Source organism: Enterococcus sp. AZ011, from assembly GCF_050548355.1.
Taxonomy (GTDB): Bacteria; Bacillota; Bacilli; order Lactobacillales; family Enterococcaceae; genus Enterococcus; species Enterococcus faecalis.
This window is the reverse complement of sequence record NZ_CP172959.1, coordinates 995,233-1,011,560: the sequence shown is the minus strand read 5'-3', so window position 1 is coordinate 1,011,560 and position 16,328 is coordinate 995,233. Positions and strand designations below refer to the sequence as shown.

16 protein-coding genes are annotated in these 16,328 nt (G+C 37.4%); all 16 read right to left on the bottom strand.

Going from position 1 to position 16,328, the window contains the following annotated elements; all coding sequences use genetic code 11:
- Nucleotides 1-23 precede the first annotated feature (23 nt).
- The 16 genes from IGL36_RS04970 to dapA all read right to left on the bottom strand — a co-directional run bounded on the left by IGL36_RS04970 (nt 24) and on the right by dapA (nt 16,319).
- Nucleotides 24-890 (bottom strand): TIGR03943 family putative permease subunit, encoded by an 867-nt coding sequence (locus IGL36_RS04970; protein ID WP_002357940.1) that lies wholly within the window; start codon nt 888-890, stop codon nt 24-26.
- 18 nt (nt 891-908) lie between these two features.
- On the bottom strand, nt 909-1,823 hold the full coding sequence (locus tag IGL36_RS04965; protein WP_002379342.1) for a permease: 915 nt from the start codon (nt 1,821-1,823) through the stop codon (nt 909-911).
- A gap of 210 nt (nt 1,824-2,033) precedes the next feature.
- Nucleotides 2,034-2,840 carry an MBL fold metallo-hydrolase gene (locus IGL36_RS04960; protein WP_002357943.1) on the bottom strand — a complete coding sequence of 269 codons (807 nt, stop codon included), beginning with the start codon at nt 2,838-2,840 and terminating at the stop codon, nt 2,034-2,036.
- 56 nt (nt 2,841-2,896) lie between these two features.
- Nucleotides 2,897-3,751: a two-component system regulatory protein YycI gene (locus tag IGL36_RS04955; protein ID WP_002365516.1), complete on the bottom strand. Its 855-nt coding sequence runs from the start codon at nt 3,749-3,751 to the stop codon at nt 2,897-2,899.
- Nucleotides 3,751-5,061, bottom strand: a complete 1,311-nt coding sequence (locus tag IGL36_RS04950) for a YycH family regulatory protein (protein WP_002385989.1) — start codon at nt 5,059-5,061, stop codon at nt 3,751-3,753. The genes IGL36_RS04955 and IGL36_RS04950 overlap by 1 nt, the downstream gene beginning before the upstream one ends.
- Nucleotides 5,058-6,887 carry a cell wall metabolism sensor histidine kinase WalK gene (walK, locus tag IGL36_RS04945; RefSeq protein ID WP_002357946.1) on the bottom strand — a complete coding sequence of 610 codons (1,830 nt, stop codon included), beginning with the start codon at nt 6,885-6,887 and terminating at the stop codon, nt 5,058-5,060. Before walK ends, IGL36_RS04950 begins: the two co-directional genes overlap by 4 nt.
- Nucleotides 6,888-6,893: 6 nt before the next feature.
- Complete coding sequence (gene yycF, locus IGL36_RS04940; RefSeq protein ID WP_002357947.1) at nt 6,894-7,598, bottom strand: response regulator YycF; 705 nt, start codon at nt 7,596-7,598, stop codon at nt 6,894-6,896.
- A 173-nt stretch (nt 7,599-7,771) separates the two neighbouring features.
- Entirely contained in the window at nt 7,772-8,473 is a 702-nt protein-coding gene (locus IGL36_RS04935) for an MIP/aquaporin family protein (protein WP_002390101.1), read from the bottom strand.
- A 117-nt stretch (nt 8,474-8,590) separates the two neighbouring features.
- Nucleotides 8,591-9,451 (bottom strand): DegV family protein, encoded by an 861-nt coding sequence (locus IGL36_RS04930; protein ID WP_002397814.1) that lies wholly within the window; start codon nt 9,449-9,451, stop codon nt 8,591-8,593.
- Nucleotides 9,444-10,013: a DUF1836 domain-containing protein gene (locus IGL36_RS04925; RefSeq protein ID WP_002361647.1), complete on the bottom strand. Its 570-nt coding sequence runs from the start codon at nt 10,011-10,013 to the stop codon at nt 9,444-9,446. The genes IGL36_RS04930 and IGL36_RS04925 overlap by 8 nt, the downstream gene beginning before the upstream one ends.
- 126 nt (nt 10,014-10,139) lie before the next feature.
- Nucleotides 10,140-10,793, bottom strand: a complete 654-nt coding sequence (locus IGL36_RS04920; RefSeq protein WP_002397813.1) for a TIGR01906 family membrane protein — start codon at nt 10,791-10,793, stop codon at nt 10,140-10,142.
- Nucleotides 10,781-11,551 carry a TIGR01457 family HAD-type hydrolase gene (locus IGL36_RS04915; RefSeq protein WP_002397812.1) on the bottom strand — a complete coding sequence of 257 codons (771 nt, stop codon included), beginning with the start codon at nt 11,549-11,551 and terminating at the stop codon, nt 10,781-10,783. The genes IGL36_RS04920 and IGL36_RS04915 overlap by 13 nt, the downstream gene beginning before the upstream one ends.
- 5 nt (nt 11,552-11,556) lie before the next feature.
- Complete coding sequence (locus IGL36_RS04910) at nt 11,557-12,186, bottom strand: YutD family protein (RefSeq protein WP_002357954.1); 630 nt, start codon at nt 12,184-12,186, stop codon at nt 11,557-11,559.
- Nucleotides 12,187-12,220: 34 nt separating this feature from the next.
- Entirely contained in the window at nt 12,221-13,603 is a 1,383-nt protein-coding gene (locus IGL36_RS04905) for a bifunctional metallophosphatase/5'-nucleotidase (RefSeq protein ID WP_002397811.1), read from the bottom strand.
- A 124-nt stretch (nt 13,604-13,727) separates the two neighbouring features.
- Complete coding sequence (locus IGL36_RS04900) at nt 13,728-15,416, bottom strand: ribonuclease J (protein WP_002357956.1); 1,689 nt, start codon at nt 15,414-15,416, stop codon at nt 13,728-13,730.
- A 30-nt stretch (nt 15,417-15,446) separates the two neighbouring features.
- A complete protein-coding gene (gene dapA, locus IGL36_RS04895) occupies nt 15,447-16,319 on the bottom strand; it encodes a 4-hydroxy-tetrahydrodipicolinate synthase (protein ID WP_002361644.1) in 873 nt (290 codons plus the stop codon).
- Between the last annotated feature and the right edge of the window lie 9 nt (nt 16,320-16,328).

The following is a 16,328-nucleotide window of genomic DNA, read 5'->3' as shown; positions in this document are numbered from 1 at the left end:
GATAAGGAAGCAACCAACTTTTTTTAAAAGGAACGATAGACATATTGATTTTTTGGTGCTTGATCTGCTTTGACTTTCTCCACTTGAACAGTTGGTATTTGTCGTTTAAACGGTGGATAATAGGACAACTCAACCGTGCCGGTAATCGTTACCCAATCATTGTTTTGAAATTGGGTATGTTCAGGAAAATGAACCAACAAGCCAAAAACGCCAGAATCAGCGACACAATGAATAATTCCAAAACGGAAGACAAACTGGTCAACACTTTCTTCTCGTTTTGAATTATAGACAAAGCCTTTATAAGAAATCCTTTTCCCTGCAAATTGACTTGGATAATTATAGATTAGTTCCATAATTTCCAAATAGTTTTCATCCGTAATTGAAATCACAGATTGGCCATCATATTGTTTCATGGCTTTTGCCATCTGCTTGTCATAATCCGTCTTATTGAAATACATACTTGTATCAGGTTTCAAATATTGCGTTTGCATATCAGGATCCCCTACTGATTCTTTACTTACTGGAAAGTTAAATCCTTTTGCTTCAACAATTGTTGTGTCTAAACTAACTGTCGGAAATAATAAGCCAACAATCAACGGTAAAGAAAGTAGTAAATAGGCAAGCCCTCTTTGGCTGGGTTTTTCCAAATTATGCTGATGGCCATGATGTTCATGTCCCCCATGTTGGTGCATGTCTTCATGTTTTTTTTGCATTGATGGATCTGCTTGGTTCCACAAAATCAATTGGACAATCGCCATAATAAAAGCTAAAACCATTGATAAAACAGCTAAGTAATTATAATGAATATTGATATATTGGTTCAGTTCACCTGAAATTTGAAGATACATCATCAACCCCATATATCCAATTAAAATAATAAATCGTATCATCGATTGTAGGCCTCCTTTCTAAACTACTGCCGCATAAATAGTTACGACAAGCGCCACTATCAAAACAAATTGTACAATGAATGACATTTTAAAATAACGTTTCATCATCAATAAATTTTTAATATCTACCATTGGACCAAAAACTAAGAAGGCGACAATTGGTCCTGTGCCAAACAAACTCAAAAGAGAAGAACCAATAAATGCATCTGCTTCTGAACAAAGTGATAGAGTGGCAGCAATGACTAGCATGACTAGAATCGCTAAAATCTTTGAGTGGCCCAATTGCATAAGCGCACCAGTTGGAATATAGGTTTGCATGATTGCTGCCAACAAAGAACCAAAAATTAAATAACGACCCGTATCAAAAAATTCATCAATACTATGGGTTAACGCTGACCAGCCGTTTTTCCAAAATGAACGAACTTCATCAACGTGTTCATGCGTATGAGCAACCTGCTCTTCTTTAATCTGCGCCAACTCTTTTTCTGTTAAAATTGATTCTTTTCGAAAATAAGCTAACCAAATGCCGATAACCCACGCGACAATCATACTACCTAAAACTCGCCAAATCACAAATTTTGTTGCGCCACTAAAGGCTACGTATGTTGAGAATAGCACAATTGGATTAATGATTGGTGCCGTTAACATAAAAGCAAAAGCGGTATGTGTTGGTACATCTTTTTTAACAAATTGATGCACAATTGGTACAATCCCACATTCACAAGAAGGGAAGAAAAACCCTAGGAAACTCCCTACACAAATTGATAAAAATTTATTTTTAGGTAACACTTTTTTTACTCGTTCTGGTGTTAAAAAAACATGTAAAGCGCCTGAAATCAAGCAACCTAACATGACAAAAGGCAATGCTTCGATAATAATCGAAAGAAAAATAGTGCTCATCTGTAAAACAGAGTTTGGTAAAAATTGAAACATCATAGACCTCCCACTAGTAAAAATCTAGTTAACTATACTCCTAACACCAGACAAACACAAGTATTTGTCAAAAAATTAACTAAGAGTTTAAAAGTATTATCACCGATGTATCAGTCAAACCAGCTGGATAAAAGAACAAAAAATGAGCATGGGACAAAAATCACTTTGGATTTTTGCTCCACGCTCAAAAACTGATAAACCACCATTATTCTAAATTTGAAATAACTCTGAGGCTGAATCGGGGTCTGTATCATATACCTTAAATGCTTCCCCGACGCCTAAATCCTTTTGCTTCAAAGTAGACTCCATTGCCATTCGCGCATGAAGTTTCGTATTATTTTCTTTGCTAAGATGACCTAAATAAATGCGTTTTGTTTTATCACCTAATACATCCGCCATCACAAGAGCACCATCGTCATTGGATAGATGGCCTTTATCTCCTAAAATCCGTTGTTTAAGACTCCATGGATAAGGTCCTGCTCGCAAAATTTCAATTTCATGATTGCTTTCGACTAAATAAGCATCTGCGTTTTCAATCGTACCACGAATATGATCGCTACAATAACCTGTATCCGTTAGAACAACAAAGGAACGATTATTGCGATGAAAACGATAAAATTGAGGCGCAATCGCATCATGTGAGACACCAAAACTTTCAATGTCCATATCTCCCAAGGTCAAAACTTTGCCCATTTCAAAAATATGTTTTTGAGCGACATCGACTTTGCCAATCATGGGATCCATCGCTTGCCACGTTTTTTCATTAGCATAGACATCTAACTTATATTTTCGCGCTAACACGCCAACGCCGTGAATGTGATCCCGATGTTCATGTGTAACTAAAATCGCATCTAAATCTTCTGGTTTGCGATTGACTTCTGCTAACAGTGAAGTGATTTTTTTGCCACTTAAACCCGCATCTACTAATACTTTCTTTTGGTTGGTTTCAATAAAAAGGGAATTGCCTGTACTGCCACTGGCAAGAACACTGATATTAAAAGCAAACTCTGAATCCATTTAAAACTCTTCCCTTCTACATTACAACATTAACGTGTTTCATTATACAACGGACCTTAATGTTTTTCCACCTTTGGCACAGTATTATTTGTGATGATGGTATTACTTACGGCATTCACCTGTTCAATTTCAACTGAATCTTCACCAGTAGAAATTCCTACAAACCAGACTGGAACGTATACATTTTTCTCACGAATTTTATAAATTCTTGAATAGGCCAATTTAATGAATGTTATTTTGGAATTACTAGGAATCCGGTTATTCATATAGAGCGTGTCTATCGCATCACGATTGGAATATAAATCCGTTTTGTCCCGTAACTCTTCAATATTTTCAATGTGCGTTTGCGAATATTTACTAATTTTCCATAATTCACCTGACGTATCTGCTAAAATACTTAATTTTGCCGTGTCATCTCTAAAGGGAATTCCTTTATACGATTGTGCAGCCACAATTTCTGCCGTTGGCTCTTTTAAATGAGAAAATTCTGGTAAGTATTGATATTCGTCTCCGAATAATAAAGCATTTTTTTCATTTAAAAAGGTACTTAAATCTTTATCAATTTTCTTAGGATCAATAAAATAGTTTTTACTAGGTACACTCGTTAAAGTATTATCCGCAATTTGCAGCCCATTTCTCAAAAAATTTTTATTCTTTTCACGTTGGATTTTTAAAGCAGCAGAAAAATTGGTTTGTTCGCCACTTAAATAATAGCCTTCCAATCGTTCTGAAGAAAGTGTCCCTTTATACGAGATGTTATCTTTTTCCAACCGACTTTCAATCGATTCTGTTTGGCTGGAAGAAGAGACGTTGCTCTCCTCTTGTTGACCTTCCCGATAAATTCCAAATAAAAAGATATTTAATCCTAAAAATGCTAAGAAGAAAATCCACTCAATTCGTTTAAAATCCATTAGCCCACCTCCAAGCTTGGTAATTGTTTTACCAAGTCCGTTGCAGTGTACCAATTGTTGTTATAAAGGACATACCATTCCGGACTTAAATCAACGACTTGTTTGACTTCTTCAATTGTCTGCCACGTATAACCGATAACAGCCGATTGGATTTTTTCCTTTTTAGCACCAGCCGTTTCTAAACGCTTAATCAATTTTTCCGTGCTTTCCAGCGTCACTTCTTCTTCTGAAGGAATCGGTACTTGGATTGTATTCACACTTGTGTTAATGGTTACGCTTGGCGCAGCACCATCGTTGTTCGTGATACGGATATCCACTTGGCCTTTTAAATCATTACTGAACACTGGGAAACCTTCCACAAAAGTCCGATAATTGACACTATCTTTCGTTCGATCAAAGTAACGCAAATTCCCCATATTGGTTCCTAAACGTTTTACATAAGAAAAGCTTTGATTATAGATTGAATCCCGTTTATTCTCTTCTGGCAAGGTCCCTTTAAAATCGATTTTTCCCAGTTTTTCTTCTGCAAACAATCGTTCTTCTTTACTCGTGTAGGTTAAGTCTTGACTGTCTTCATTGGTTTGGATATCTTCCGTTTCATTGAAAAAAGCATTCCTAAAACGAGTAACTGGTTGCGAAGCTAAGATATAACTGTACTTTTTCAACTTCATATCATTGGTTAAATAACATTGCCCTTGTTTGGTTAGCGTATTTTCGGAAACGTCTTGATATTGTAATCCCTCTTTATTGATAATTCCCATTAAGCGCGCCTTATTGACAGTCATGGGCGCTTCATAGACGTTGGCTTGGTCATAATCTAAAAAACGTATCTTATTTTCGTTAAAATCCAATTGAATTTTCGTAAAATACTGGTCCGTCAACTCATTAAAGTTAGTAAAATTAATGGATAGATTATAAATCGAAGCATAGTCCGAGATTAAAAAGGGACCTTGATAAAGAAGTTCAATGCCTTGTTCCATTTGGTTGTAGCGCTTAAGTTGCTCTGCATTTTTTGTCACAACTTGTGTCAATTTACCAAACGTAGCCATTTTAATATCATTTTGAACATTACTAATTAATGTTTCACGATTACTTTGCATCGCTTTTCCATCAGTTATTCGAATCAATTGCAAAGGTAAATAGACATCGCCAATGGCTTTTTCATTGACAGCTGTTGTGACTTGGCTTCCCGACTTCATTTCTGGTATTTTTTTGGCAGAATTCAGCCAGATATTGACTGAAAAATATATACTTAAAATGACCATTAAAATCAAGCCAATTCTTGTAATCCATTCTGATAATTTCATCATTCCCACCAATCCTCTTCATAAGGTTCATATGGTAGTGAAATATAGAAAGTCGATCCTTCACCTTCTGTACTTTCCACCCAAATACTCCCGTTATGGGCCCGAATTACTTCTTTAGAAATTGCTAAACCTAAACCAGTCCCACCTTGTGCTCGCGCACGTGCTTTATCCACACGATAAAAACGCTCGAAGACTTTCCCGAGATCTTTTTTAGGGATGCCCAAACCTTGGTCCGAGATACTAAAGACGACATTATTATGTGTTTCAACTAGTCGGCAGGTAATGACGCCGCCATCTGGCGAATACTTAATCGCATTGTTCAAAATGTTGTCTAAAACCTGAATTACTTTGTCTGTATCTAACTCTACCCATAAATCGCGTTTAGTAAATTCACGGCGAATTTTGTAATTTTTTTGCTCATTTTCAATCATCATATCAAAGCGATCCAAGACAAAATTAATCAATTCGTTAAAATTCACATACTCTAATTGAAGATGTGTATTCCCAGAGTCCATCCGAGATAAATTTAACAAATCATTAATCATACGAATCATTCGGTCGGTTTCTTCTAACGTGACTTTTAAGAAGTTCGGCGCAATCTCAGGGTTTTCCCAAGCTCCTTCACTCAAAGCCTCTATATAACTACGCATACTTGTCAAAGGCGTTCGCAACTCATGAGAAACATTGGAAACAAATTCCCGTCTTTCCCGTTCGTTTTTTTCCTGTTCTGTGACGTCATGAAGTACGCAAACTAAGCCAGTAATAAATCCTGATTCCCGACGAATCATCGTAAAGTCTACCCGGATAATCATTTGGTCTTCTTCACGATCAGACGTTGAGCGATCAATCAGCAGTTCATCTGGCTCTTCTAACAGCTTCCGCAATGTGTAATCTTCTTCAATATCTAACAACTCTAATAACGAGGTCCCAATCACATTTTCATTTTTTACATTTAATAATGAAAGGGCCATTTCATTAATCGTAATCACCTTTCCGCGGCGATCCGTCGCAATGACACCATCTGTCATATGCGTTAAGACACTATCTAACCGATTTCTTTCTGCTTCCATTGTTTCTTGTGCTTCTTCAATCCGTTCTGATAATTGATTAAATGTTTCTGCTAATTGGCCTAATTCATCTTTTCCATGGACTTCTACTTTTCCAGCGTAATCACCACGAGCGATTCGAATGGCTTGCTCGCGCATTTCACCAATCGGTTTCGTGATTGATCGTGCAATCAGTAAAGTCACAATAATCGAGATTGCTGCGGCAATAATAGAAGCAGTGAAAAAGATACTTGCTGTGTTGGTAATTTCTTGGTATTTATTTTCTAAATTACTTTTCACATAAAGGACACCAATCACTGTTTCTCCAGTAGGCGATTGAATCGGCTGGACATTCACATACACGCGTTTATCATTGTCTAAAGCTTGATATTTTTTACTCGTAAAGTCATTTAAATCACGATAATCATTCTTTTTCCCAATAATATTTTGTTGATTTAAATCATTGGTTGCCCGAATAATCCCTTTATCATCGACAATTCTCGCTTCAGAAATGTCTGCATTTGAAAAATCAGATAACGCTTTTTTTAAATTTGCATCAACGTCACTACGTTCGAGATCTTTATTGCTCATCTGCGTGCTTAACGTATTTGACAATTGGACAACTTGGGAATCCATATTTTTTTTAAAATCGGAAATTGTAGTGGCTTCCAGTTCACGAATGAAATAGCCACCAATGATTTGAATCGCAATCAGTAACAGCAGAATAAATGATAAAGCAATCTTAAAATTAACAGATTGAAAAAAGTGAACTTTTTTCTTCATACCTGATTACTCCTGTTCAGGATTTCTTAGATAATAACCAACCCCACGACGAGTAACTAAATACGTTGGATGACTTGGACTATCTTCAATTTTTTCTCTTAAACGACGTACGGTTACGTCCACTGTCCGCACATCCCCAAAATAATCATAACCCCAAACGGTTTGTAATAAATGTTCACGAGTCATCACTTGTCCGATATGTTTTGCTAAGTAATAAAGTAACTCAAATTCACGGTGGGTTAATTCAATTTTTTCACCCCGTTTTGAGACCATGTATGCATCAGGATGAATGGTTAAATCACCAATCGTTAATTCAGATTGTGTTGTCACCTCGGCTTCTTTCGCATTGGTTGCACCTCGCCGTAAATTGGCTTTTACACGAGCGACTAGTTCACGATTTGAAAATGGTTTCGTTACATAGTCATCGGCTCCTAATTCTAATCCTAAAACCTTATCAATTTCAGAATCTTTGGCAGTCACCATAATGATTGGCATATCATGTGTTTTGCGCACTTCTCGCGCGACTTCTAAGCCATCCATTTTAGGGAGCATTAAGTCTAAAATAATTAAGTCTGGTTCCACTTCTTCCACTTTTTCAAGTGCTTCTTCTCCATCGTAAGCAGTAAATACTTCATATCCTTCTTTAACCAAATTATATTTAACGATCTCTGAAATTGGCTTCTCGTCATCAACTACTAAAATTTTCTTCACAAAGAGACACCTCTTTTTCCTTCTAATCTTATTTGATACTTTCCTATTATACCTTATTTTGATGATGTTTTCATCTTTGGTTAAAAATGCGCCTTTAGGTTCTCCTAGTATAACAAAAAAAGAATCTCTGACAACAATTGACGCTTGTTATCAAAGATTCTTCTTTCGCTAATCTATTCTTCCGTATCTAAGACGAATTTTGCTACAAGAGCGGCTAATAATCCACCAATTAATGGCGCAACGATAAAAATCCACAACTCAGATAACGCTGAACCACCCGCAAAAACGGCTGGCGCGATGCTACGAGCTGGGTTGACAGAAGTTCCTGTCAAAGGAATGCCGACTAAGTGAATCATTGTTAGTGTTAACCCAATTACGATTCCTGCTAATGAAGCATTGCCTTTCTTAGCACTTGTAACTGTCATGACAACTAAAACAAAAATAAATGTTAAAATAATTTCGACTGTCAATGCACCAGCAACACTTAATTCCCCTACGCCATTTTGACCTAAGTTCTCAATACTTTTACCAGCACCTTTTAGAATGCTTAATAATGCAAATGAGGCAATCAAGCCGCCAACAATTTGTCCCACTACATAGTAGATTAGTTCCATTGTTGTTATTCGTTTATTAAGCCACATTCCTATAGAAACAGCTGGATTTAGATGTGCACCTGAAATTGTGCCAATACTATAGGCAGCAGCAACGATTGTTAACCCAAATGCTAAAGCAATCCCCGTTGTTCCAATCCCTTCCATACCATTTCCTAGAACGGCTGTTCCTGTCCCAAAAAAGACAAGAATAAATGTTCCTAAACATTCTGCTATTGCTTTTTTCACAAAAAATTCCCCCTTTGTAGACAAATTGTAACACATTCGTGAAATTTTCAATATAATTTTCGTTGTTTTTTCAGCAAAATGATATTTCTATGAAAAAGAGAAATCTTAAATGAAAAATCCCCTCAAAAAAATTTGAGAGGATTTTTCATTTAATCAATCATTTAATAACTGTATGCCAACACCTAATAGTCCTGGTCCTGTATGAACAACTAATGCCGGACTAATTGTTCCAAAGTAAATTTCTTCTGCTTGTGGAAAAGCCGCTTTCAAGCGTTCCATCATTGCTTTTGCTTCTTCCTCTGCCGCACCGTGAGCGACTGCCAAACGAAAACGGGGTGCCTCACCTATAAAGTTCGTCACCAACTCAAACGTTTTATCAAGACTTTTTTTACGGCCGCGAGACTTAGCCACCGTATAGTAAATGCCTTCTTCATTACAAGAAATAATGGGGTTTAATTTTAGCGCATTCCCTAAAATAGAAGTGACTAAACCAATTCGTCCACCTTTTTGTAAATATTCTAAAGTGGCTACATTAAAAAATACTTTTGCATTGGCTACTTCTTCTGTTAATTTTTGTTGTAATTCTTGCCATCCTAATCCTGTTTCAATTAATTCTGCTGCTCGTATCGCCTGAATGCCAGCCCCGATACCAATGCTCTTTGTATCTAAAACAAATACATCTAGTCCTTCGGTTTGTTCTCCAAGCAAGCGAACCACATTATAGGTTCCACTTAAACCACTAGAAATGGTCACCGCTAAGACTTTTTCGTAACCCGCTTCTTTAATTTTGTCAAAAATAGCTTGGATTGTTGCGCCATCTGGTAATGAAGTACTAGGGATTTCTTTCTCTAAACGTTGATACACTTCTTCTGGTGTAATATCTACCTTATCTGTATAGGTTTTTTCAGGATAAATAATCTGTAAAGGCAAGACATACATGCCGTATTGTTTGACTAATGCCTCTGGAACATCTGTTCCAGAATCAACCAGTAGTGCGATCTTTTCTTTATTCATGTGTCATCTCATCCATTTCTTTTAAGTATTCTTGTTCCAATTCAATCACTTTTTCACTAAACATTTTAGTAGCAAAAGACATTGTCGCTGCTTTTACAGCCAAATATTCAATCCCCATAGGTTCTTGTGATTTGGCCTGAACTTCTTTTTCTTGCGCTTGAGCAGCAATCACATAAATCGCTCGTTCCTGTTCTTGACAAAATAAATTGTACGCTTCACGAATACCAACCGTGGCTCCTTGGAATAAAATGCCTTGCTTAATTTCTGGCAATGTTAACACTTGTTTCAACAACGTAATCGCAATTAAAAACGCTAAATGCTTTTGATTGTAGCGCTTTTTCACTGGGGCCGGGATTAACCCGTGTTTGACATAATTATTAACCATTGAGGACGTTAACAAAGTATGTTTTTCCAGTGTAATCAATGGGGATAAGTATTTTTCTATCAGAGTAATCACTTGATCCATATATAATTCAATGTCTGGTAACTCATGCCATCTTGGCAAATGAACGTTTTCCAATTGTTGGCCCCAATCTTGTAGTGATTTTTCTATCTCGTCCATAAAAACCCTCCTAACCATTTCTAAAAAAGAATATCATACTTTTGACAATTATTCAATCTAGTTTTTAAAACTAGATTGAACAAAAAAGAAAAGCGAGCAATTTTGGAATTGTTCACTTTTCTCTCTTTATTTTTTTAAAGAACGTTTTCCGATTAAAACACCTATCAAAAACAGGACTTCTAATAAAACAAAAAACAAGATAAAACAATGCATAAAGTAGGCTTCAGGCAAGGCATTGATAATCGGATCAGTCAGCGGATTAAATAACCAAGCATCGTTGTTAAAAAATAATCCATGAAACGCAATAAAAAATTGATCAAAGCCAATCAGCATGAAAAAGCCAAAAAGCACAGGCAAAAACATTCCCCACTGAAATGGCCGTATCAATGTCCATAAACGCTGATTTTTTACCAAATATTTTAAATAAAGGACACTAGGCATCAACGTAACTAGTAATACGCCATAGCACAATAAAAACAATTTTTTCACTTCATAAAAATGAAAAGCCGCGCTATCAGACATTGGAAAATCAGGAAATACTAATGTTTTTTCAAAAGGATTGTTTAAGTACATCATTAAATGATCGTAATTTTTAATCAAGGTCACACGATCAACCTCTACGTCTTTTAAAATATTTAAGTGTTGGATATCAAAAAGATACAATGGACGAAAATTAATCGTGATCGTGATACTTAAAGCCACAATCGTTAAAAACAAACAAATGAGTCCAAGCGTTTCCCTTAAACGCAATTTCGACCTCATCATACTCAAAAAGTCCATTCATCTAAGGAATCAACAACATAGGTTGGCGGCGTTGGCAAAGTTGGAACAGCTGACTTAGGGGTAAAACCTGATGTAACTAACAAGCTATCAATACCATTTTGAATCCCTGATTGAATATCGGTTTCATAATTATCTCCAACCATAATCACTTGCTCTTTTTCCACGCCTAAATGCGCAATCGCTCGTTCCATGATAATCGCTTTTGGTTTGCCAATATAAACTGGTTTTGTTTGAGTAGCTGTCTCCACAAACGTCACAACTGAACCTGCACCAGGTAATAAGCCTCTTTCTGTCGGAATGTTCTTATCTGGATTGGTTCCAATAAACAACGCCCCTTTTTGAATGGCTAAGGTAGCTAAAACCACTTTTTCGTAAGATAATTCTGTATCAAGTCCCACGACAACATAATCAGGGTTTGTTTCATCCCATTCAAAACCTGCTTCTAAAATTAAGTCAATTAAACCAGCCTCGCCGATGACAAAGACTTTCTTGCCCCGATTGGTTTCTTTCATGTAATCAATCGTCGCTAAAGTCGCTGTATAAACAAGGGATGCTGGGACATGAATATCAAATTCATTTGCTAAACGTTGTGCCACTGTTTCAGGAGATTTAGTGGTATTATTCGTTACAAATAAAAAAGGCAAATCTTTTTCCTGTAACCGCTCGACAAAACGTTTTCCGGCTGGAATTGGTTCTTTTCCTAAATAAATCGTTCCATCTAAATCAATTAAATATCCTTGATATTCTTTTTTCACTCTGTTTACTCCTCACGTTGACGAATCGTAAAGCCTTTGCCAGATTTTTTGGGACTAGGCTGTTTGGGTGTAGTCGTTTTTTTATTTTCTTCTTTTCGCGTACGAATCACTGGCTTGCTATTTTTATTAGCGGGCGCACTCTTTTCCTCGACAAACGCGTTAGAACGATTATTCTTTTTATGGCGACGACGACGATGCGTTGTTTTTTCTTTACGTTCCCCTGTTCGTTCAATTACAAAATAGGCACAGCCAAAATTACAATATTCATACAAATAGTCTTCTAGTGTATCAATGCGTTGATCCGGCGCTGCCCGACGATTAGAAGTATCAAAAAAGCCACGCAAGCGTAACTGTTCATAGCCCCAGTCTCCTACGATATAATCATAACGCGCTAATACTTCACTAAACCGTTCACCTAAGCGTTCAGGATCAAAGGCATCACGATGATTTTTAACAATTCGGTACTCTCTTTCACCAATTTGAATATCTGTTTCATTCACAATGGTGACAATTTCCCCTTTTTTCTTTTCTTTTACAGGTTCTTCTTTTATTTCTTCAAGAACTGCTGTTAGTTCTTCTGTAAAGGTTGCAGCAGTTTCTGTTTCTTTTTTTTCGGTTGTCTTTTTGTCTGTCATTTTTTCACCACCTAGTTTTTATTATACCTTGTTTTTATTTGATTGGATAGTGGGCATGCAGATAGTTCGCCACGACAGTTCTTAAAACGTCTGGAAATAAAAATTCGACTTCTCCAACTAACTCAATCGTTGGGAAAAACGGAACAAATTGAAAGTGATCCACTGTTGTCAGCGTATACTTCTGCTCTGGCTGAATAGGTTTCCCTTGCCAAAAAACGGTCTGGCTATTTCGCTCAAAACGAATCCCATCATAACATAATTCGCCAAAAATTTTCCCGCGGAAGCCCATCCCGCGAATCGGAAATTTCCGCAGAAATTGACGACTTTTTTCCATTTCACGAATCAAACGGCTCATGTCTGACCCTTTCAAGGTAACCTTGATTAAATGCATTGGATGAGGCAAGGCCTCATGTAATTGGTCTGCATTGATTATTCCTTCTGGTAAATCTGCTAAAAATAACCCGTTGTTCAACACAGCCGCTTCGGTCTGCCCCGCTTCTTTTAACGCCTTCAAGGCAACAGTTATAAAGGCATGCGGTTGCCGTAAGTCCGTTGACAAGGTTTCAGGGATTTGTGCAATTTGCTGCGCTTGCAATAGTCGATGACCTTCCGTTAAGTAACCCGCAATTTCCTTGGCATCAGTTGCTTGCTCTTCTAAACTTGCTGTTTCAATCGTTTTTGCATAACTTGTGACTTGCTTCGTGTCGTCATCCACAAACAGATGCACTTCACCAATATACTGTCCATATTTGCCAGCAGCTGCTAGTTGCACATGATTAATTTTTTCACCATCTTTAAATAAATGATGTGTATGGGAACCTAAAATCACTTGAATTTCAGGATAATTCGCCGCAATCATAAAATCAGTATCTATCCCCAAGTGACTAAGCAAAATGAGAACATCACATTGAGGCGCAACTTCTGTAATCAGTTGAGGAAGGACTGCTTCCACTTGTTTGATTGTCCAGCCATTGGGATTATACGTTAAAGGAAATGGTGCGGTTAAGCCAATAAACCCTAACTTCGTGCCTTCTTTAGTTGTCACAATTTTATATGCTTGACAAAAATCTGGTAACGTTTGGGTTTTTGGATCTTCTAAATTAGCTAAGACCACTTCAAATTTTGCCTGATCATATAAATGCTCTAATTGTTTCTTTGAATTGCCGATTCCTTCATTATTTCCAATTGTAACCAGATCATACGCTAATGTATTCATTATAGCTACATTTGCTCGACCATCTGTTGCTTCGGTCAAAGGATGACACCGATCTGAAAAGTCACCTAAATCAATGGTTACGACTGTTTTGCCCTCTTTTTGGTACAGCGAACGTTTGGCTTTAACCAGACGCCGTATTTTGGGCCAATTTTCAAAGTGAGAATGAAGATCATTGGTATGGAACAACACAATCTCTTCCACTAAAATCGCCTCCTTTATTCAGCGCTCTGATTAATAGTACCATATTTATAGAAGAAAGTTACAAAAAAGAACAGATGACTTTAGAAGAATTTCTCCTAAAATCACCTGCTTTTATCAGGACGAACTATGCGTTATTTTTGGGACGCTTGCGTTGCGTCGCTTCCATGATAACTGGTAAGATCACAGGACGACGTTTGGTTTGTTCAAATAAATAACGGCTTAAGTTTTCGCGGATTTCTTGTTTCAGTTTGCTCCATTCAAAATCGTCACTTTCTAAATGTTTTTCAACAATTTCTGTAACAATATTGCTACTTTCTTTCATTAGGTCTTTACTTGTTTTAACGTAAACAAAACCTCTAGAAGTAATTTTAGCTGGTGAAACAATTCGTTTTTCTCGGCGATTAATTGTCACAACAGCCACAAAAATACCATCTTCGGAAAGAATACGACGATCCCGTAAAACGATATTACCAATATCACCGACACCAATCCCGTCAATCATAATATTTTCGGCCGTTGTGCTGCCAGCTACCGACATTCTACCTTTTGTATACTCTAGAATGTCCCCACGACCTGTAATAAAGATATCTTTATAAGGCATGCCAATTTCGTGTGCTAAGTCCGCATGCGCAGCTAACTGGCGGTATTCACCTTGGACAGGAATGAAATATTTTGGTTTCATTAAGTTCAGCATCAATTGCAAGTCATTCGGATTAGCGTGACCAGACACACGTAAATTGTCGGAAATTTGCTTCACCGTAGCACCGGCCCGATAGACAATATCCTCTGTTTTGGCAACCGTTGTTTCCATGGCCGTTGTCGGCGTTGTCGTAATATAAACTAAATCGCCTTCTTCAATTCGAACGACACCATGTGTATTATTAGCCATTTTTTGAAGTGACTTAATCGGTTCTCCCATTCGGCCTGTTTCTAAAATTAATAACTGTTCGGGTGCATATTTTTTCATTTCTTTTGGTTTCACTAATAGATCTTCGCTTGGCAATTGTAATTTTTCCAATTTCATCGCCGTCCGAATAATCCGTTCAAAATCTTGGCCTGTCAAAACGACTTTACGACCAGAACGATCCGCTGCATTCAATACTTGTTGGACCCGTTGCAAATTACTTGCCACACATGCCACGATGATTCGTCCTTCCCAATAGCGAATCGTGTCGAACACCTCATCAGCGATTTGGGCTTCCGATGCAACTTGGGCTGGGTTTTCAGCATTTGATGAATCACTAAGTAGCGCCAAGACGCCTTCTTTCCCAATTTCAGCCAAGCGGCCATAATCGGTTTGATACATCTCAATCGCACTTTGATCAAATTTAAAATCACCAGTATAAACAATGTTACCTTCTTTTGTTTTGATGCTAACACCAATCGAATCTGGAATGGTGTGCGTTGTTTTAAAGAAGCTCACCGTTGCTTGACCAAAATCAATTTCTGTATGCGGGTCAATCACATGGAAATCTTTAAATTTCTTCGTTTCCGCATGACTGTTGACACTTAGTTTTGCTAGTTCAATCGTTAATTCTGTCCCAAAAACAGGCACTTGAATTTTTGAAAGCAAATACGGTAAGGCCCCAATTGCATCTGCATGGCCATGTGTTAAAAAGACCCCTGCAATTCGTTCACTATTTTCTTCTAAATACGTAAAATCCGGAATGACAACGTCAATTCCTAAAAGTTCGTTCTCTGGATATTGTAATCCACAATCCAGTACAAAAATTTCATCTTCCACTTCAGCAACGTACATATTTTTTCCATTTTCACGAACGCCGCCTAATGGAACGATTTTTATTGTACTCACTCTTTTCACCTCTCTATGATTACACGTTCTTTAAATCTCTAACGTGCGAATAATTCTTTGCTCTTCTTCTGGTGTACAAGCAACTAGAGGTAAACGTAAATTTCCAACAGGAATACCTAAATGATTTAAGGCCGCTTTCACGGGTGCCGGCGAAGGCACTGAAAACAATGCGTTCATTTTTGGTAATAACTGTCGTTGAATTTTAGCCGCTTCCGGCAAGTTCCCCTGCTCCAGCGCTTGATACATCTCATACATTGACGAACCGAAGACATGACTGGCTACCGAAATAACCCCTTGTCCGCCAAGTGCCTTGGTGGCAAAAGCCAACCCGTCTTCTCCAGTATACACTAGAAAGTCTTTTGGCGCTCTTTCAATCAACTCAGTAATTGCATCTAACCCTGCACATTCTTTAATTGCCACAATTTTTTCCAATTGTGCTAAGCGCAAAGTAGTTTCCACTTCTAGACATGCAGCCGTTCTACCAGGAACATTGTACAAAATAATTGGTAGTTCACTTGCTTCTGCGATGGTTTTAAAATGTTGATACATACCTTCTTGATTTGGTTTATTATAATAAGGAACAACCGCCAAAACAGCATCGATACCAGCGATTGTCGCTAACTCTTTCACAAAAGCGACTGAGTCACGTGTATCATTCGTACCTACACCACAAATAATCGGAATACGTCCATCGATCAGTTCAATAATTCGCTGGAATAATTGTAATTCTTCTTCATGAGTTAACGTGGGTGATTCACCAGTTGTTCCTGCTAAAATAACGCCTTCTGTATGATTGGCCAATAAATAGTCTACCAATTGCGGTAGTTTATCAAAATCTATTTCTCCCGATTCTTGAAACGGCGTAACCATTGCCGTAATAATTGTTGCATTCGTTAAATCCATCCTATTCCC

Excerpts from the sequence above, each read along its gene's own strand:
- IGL36_RS04970 (WP_002357940.1), bottom strand. The coding sequence starts at position 890 with ATGATACGATTTATTATTTTAATTGGATATATGGGGTTGATGATGTAT.
- IGL36_RS04960 (WP_002357943.1), bottom strand. The coding sequence starts at position 2,840 with ATGGATTCAGAGTTTGCTTTTAATATCAGTGTTCTTGCCAGTGGCAGT.
- IGL36_RS04930 (WP_002397814.1), bottom strand. The coding sequence starts at position 9,451 with ATGAATAAAGAAAAGATCGCACTACTGGTTGATTCTGGAACAGATGTT.
- IGL36_RS04920 (WP_002397813.1), bottom strand. The coding sequence starts at position 10,793 with ATGGACTTTTTGAGTATGATGAGGTCGAAATTGCGTTTAAGGGAAACG.
- walK (WP_002357946.1), bottom strand. The coding sequence starts at position 6,887 with ATGAAGAAAAAAGTTCACTTTTTTCAATCTGTTAATTTTAAGATTGCT.
- dapA (WP_002361644.1), bottom strand. The coding sequence starts at position 16,319 with ATGGATTTAACGAATGCAACAATTATTACGGCAATGGTTACGCCGTTT.
- IGL36_RS04950 (WP_002385989.1), bottom strand. The coding sequence starts at position 5,061 with ATGATGAAATTATCAGAATGGATTACAAGAATTGGCTTGATTTTAATG.
- IGL36_RS04955 (WP_002365516.1), bottom strand. The coding sequence starts at position 3,751 with ATGGATTTTAAACGAATTGAGTGGATTTTCTTCTTAGCATTTTTAGGA.
- IGL36_RS04925 (WP_002361647.1), bottom strand. The coding sequence starts at position 10,013 with ATGGACGAGATAGAAAAATCACTACAAGATTGGGGCCAACAATTGGAA.
- IGL36_RS04910 (WP_002357954.1), bottom strand. The coding sequence starts at position 12,186 with ATGACAGACAAAAAGACAACCGAAAAAAAAGAAACAGAAACTGCTGCA.
- IGL36_RS04935 (WP_002390101.1), bottom strand. The coding sequence starts at position 8,473 with ATGTGTTACAATTTGTCTACAAAGGGGGAATTTTTTGTGAAAAAAGCA.
- IGL36_RS04965 (WP_002379342.1), bottom strand. The coding sequence starts at position 1,823 with ATGTTTCAATTTTTACCAAACTCTGTTTTACAGATGAGCACTATTTTT.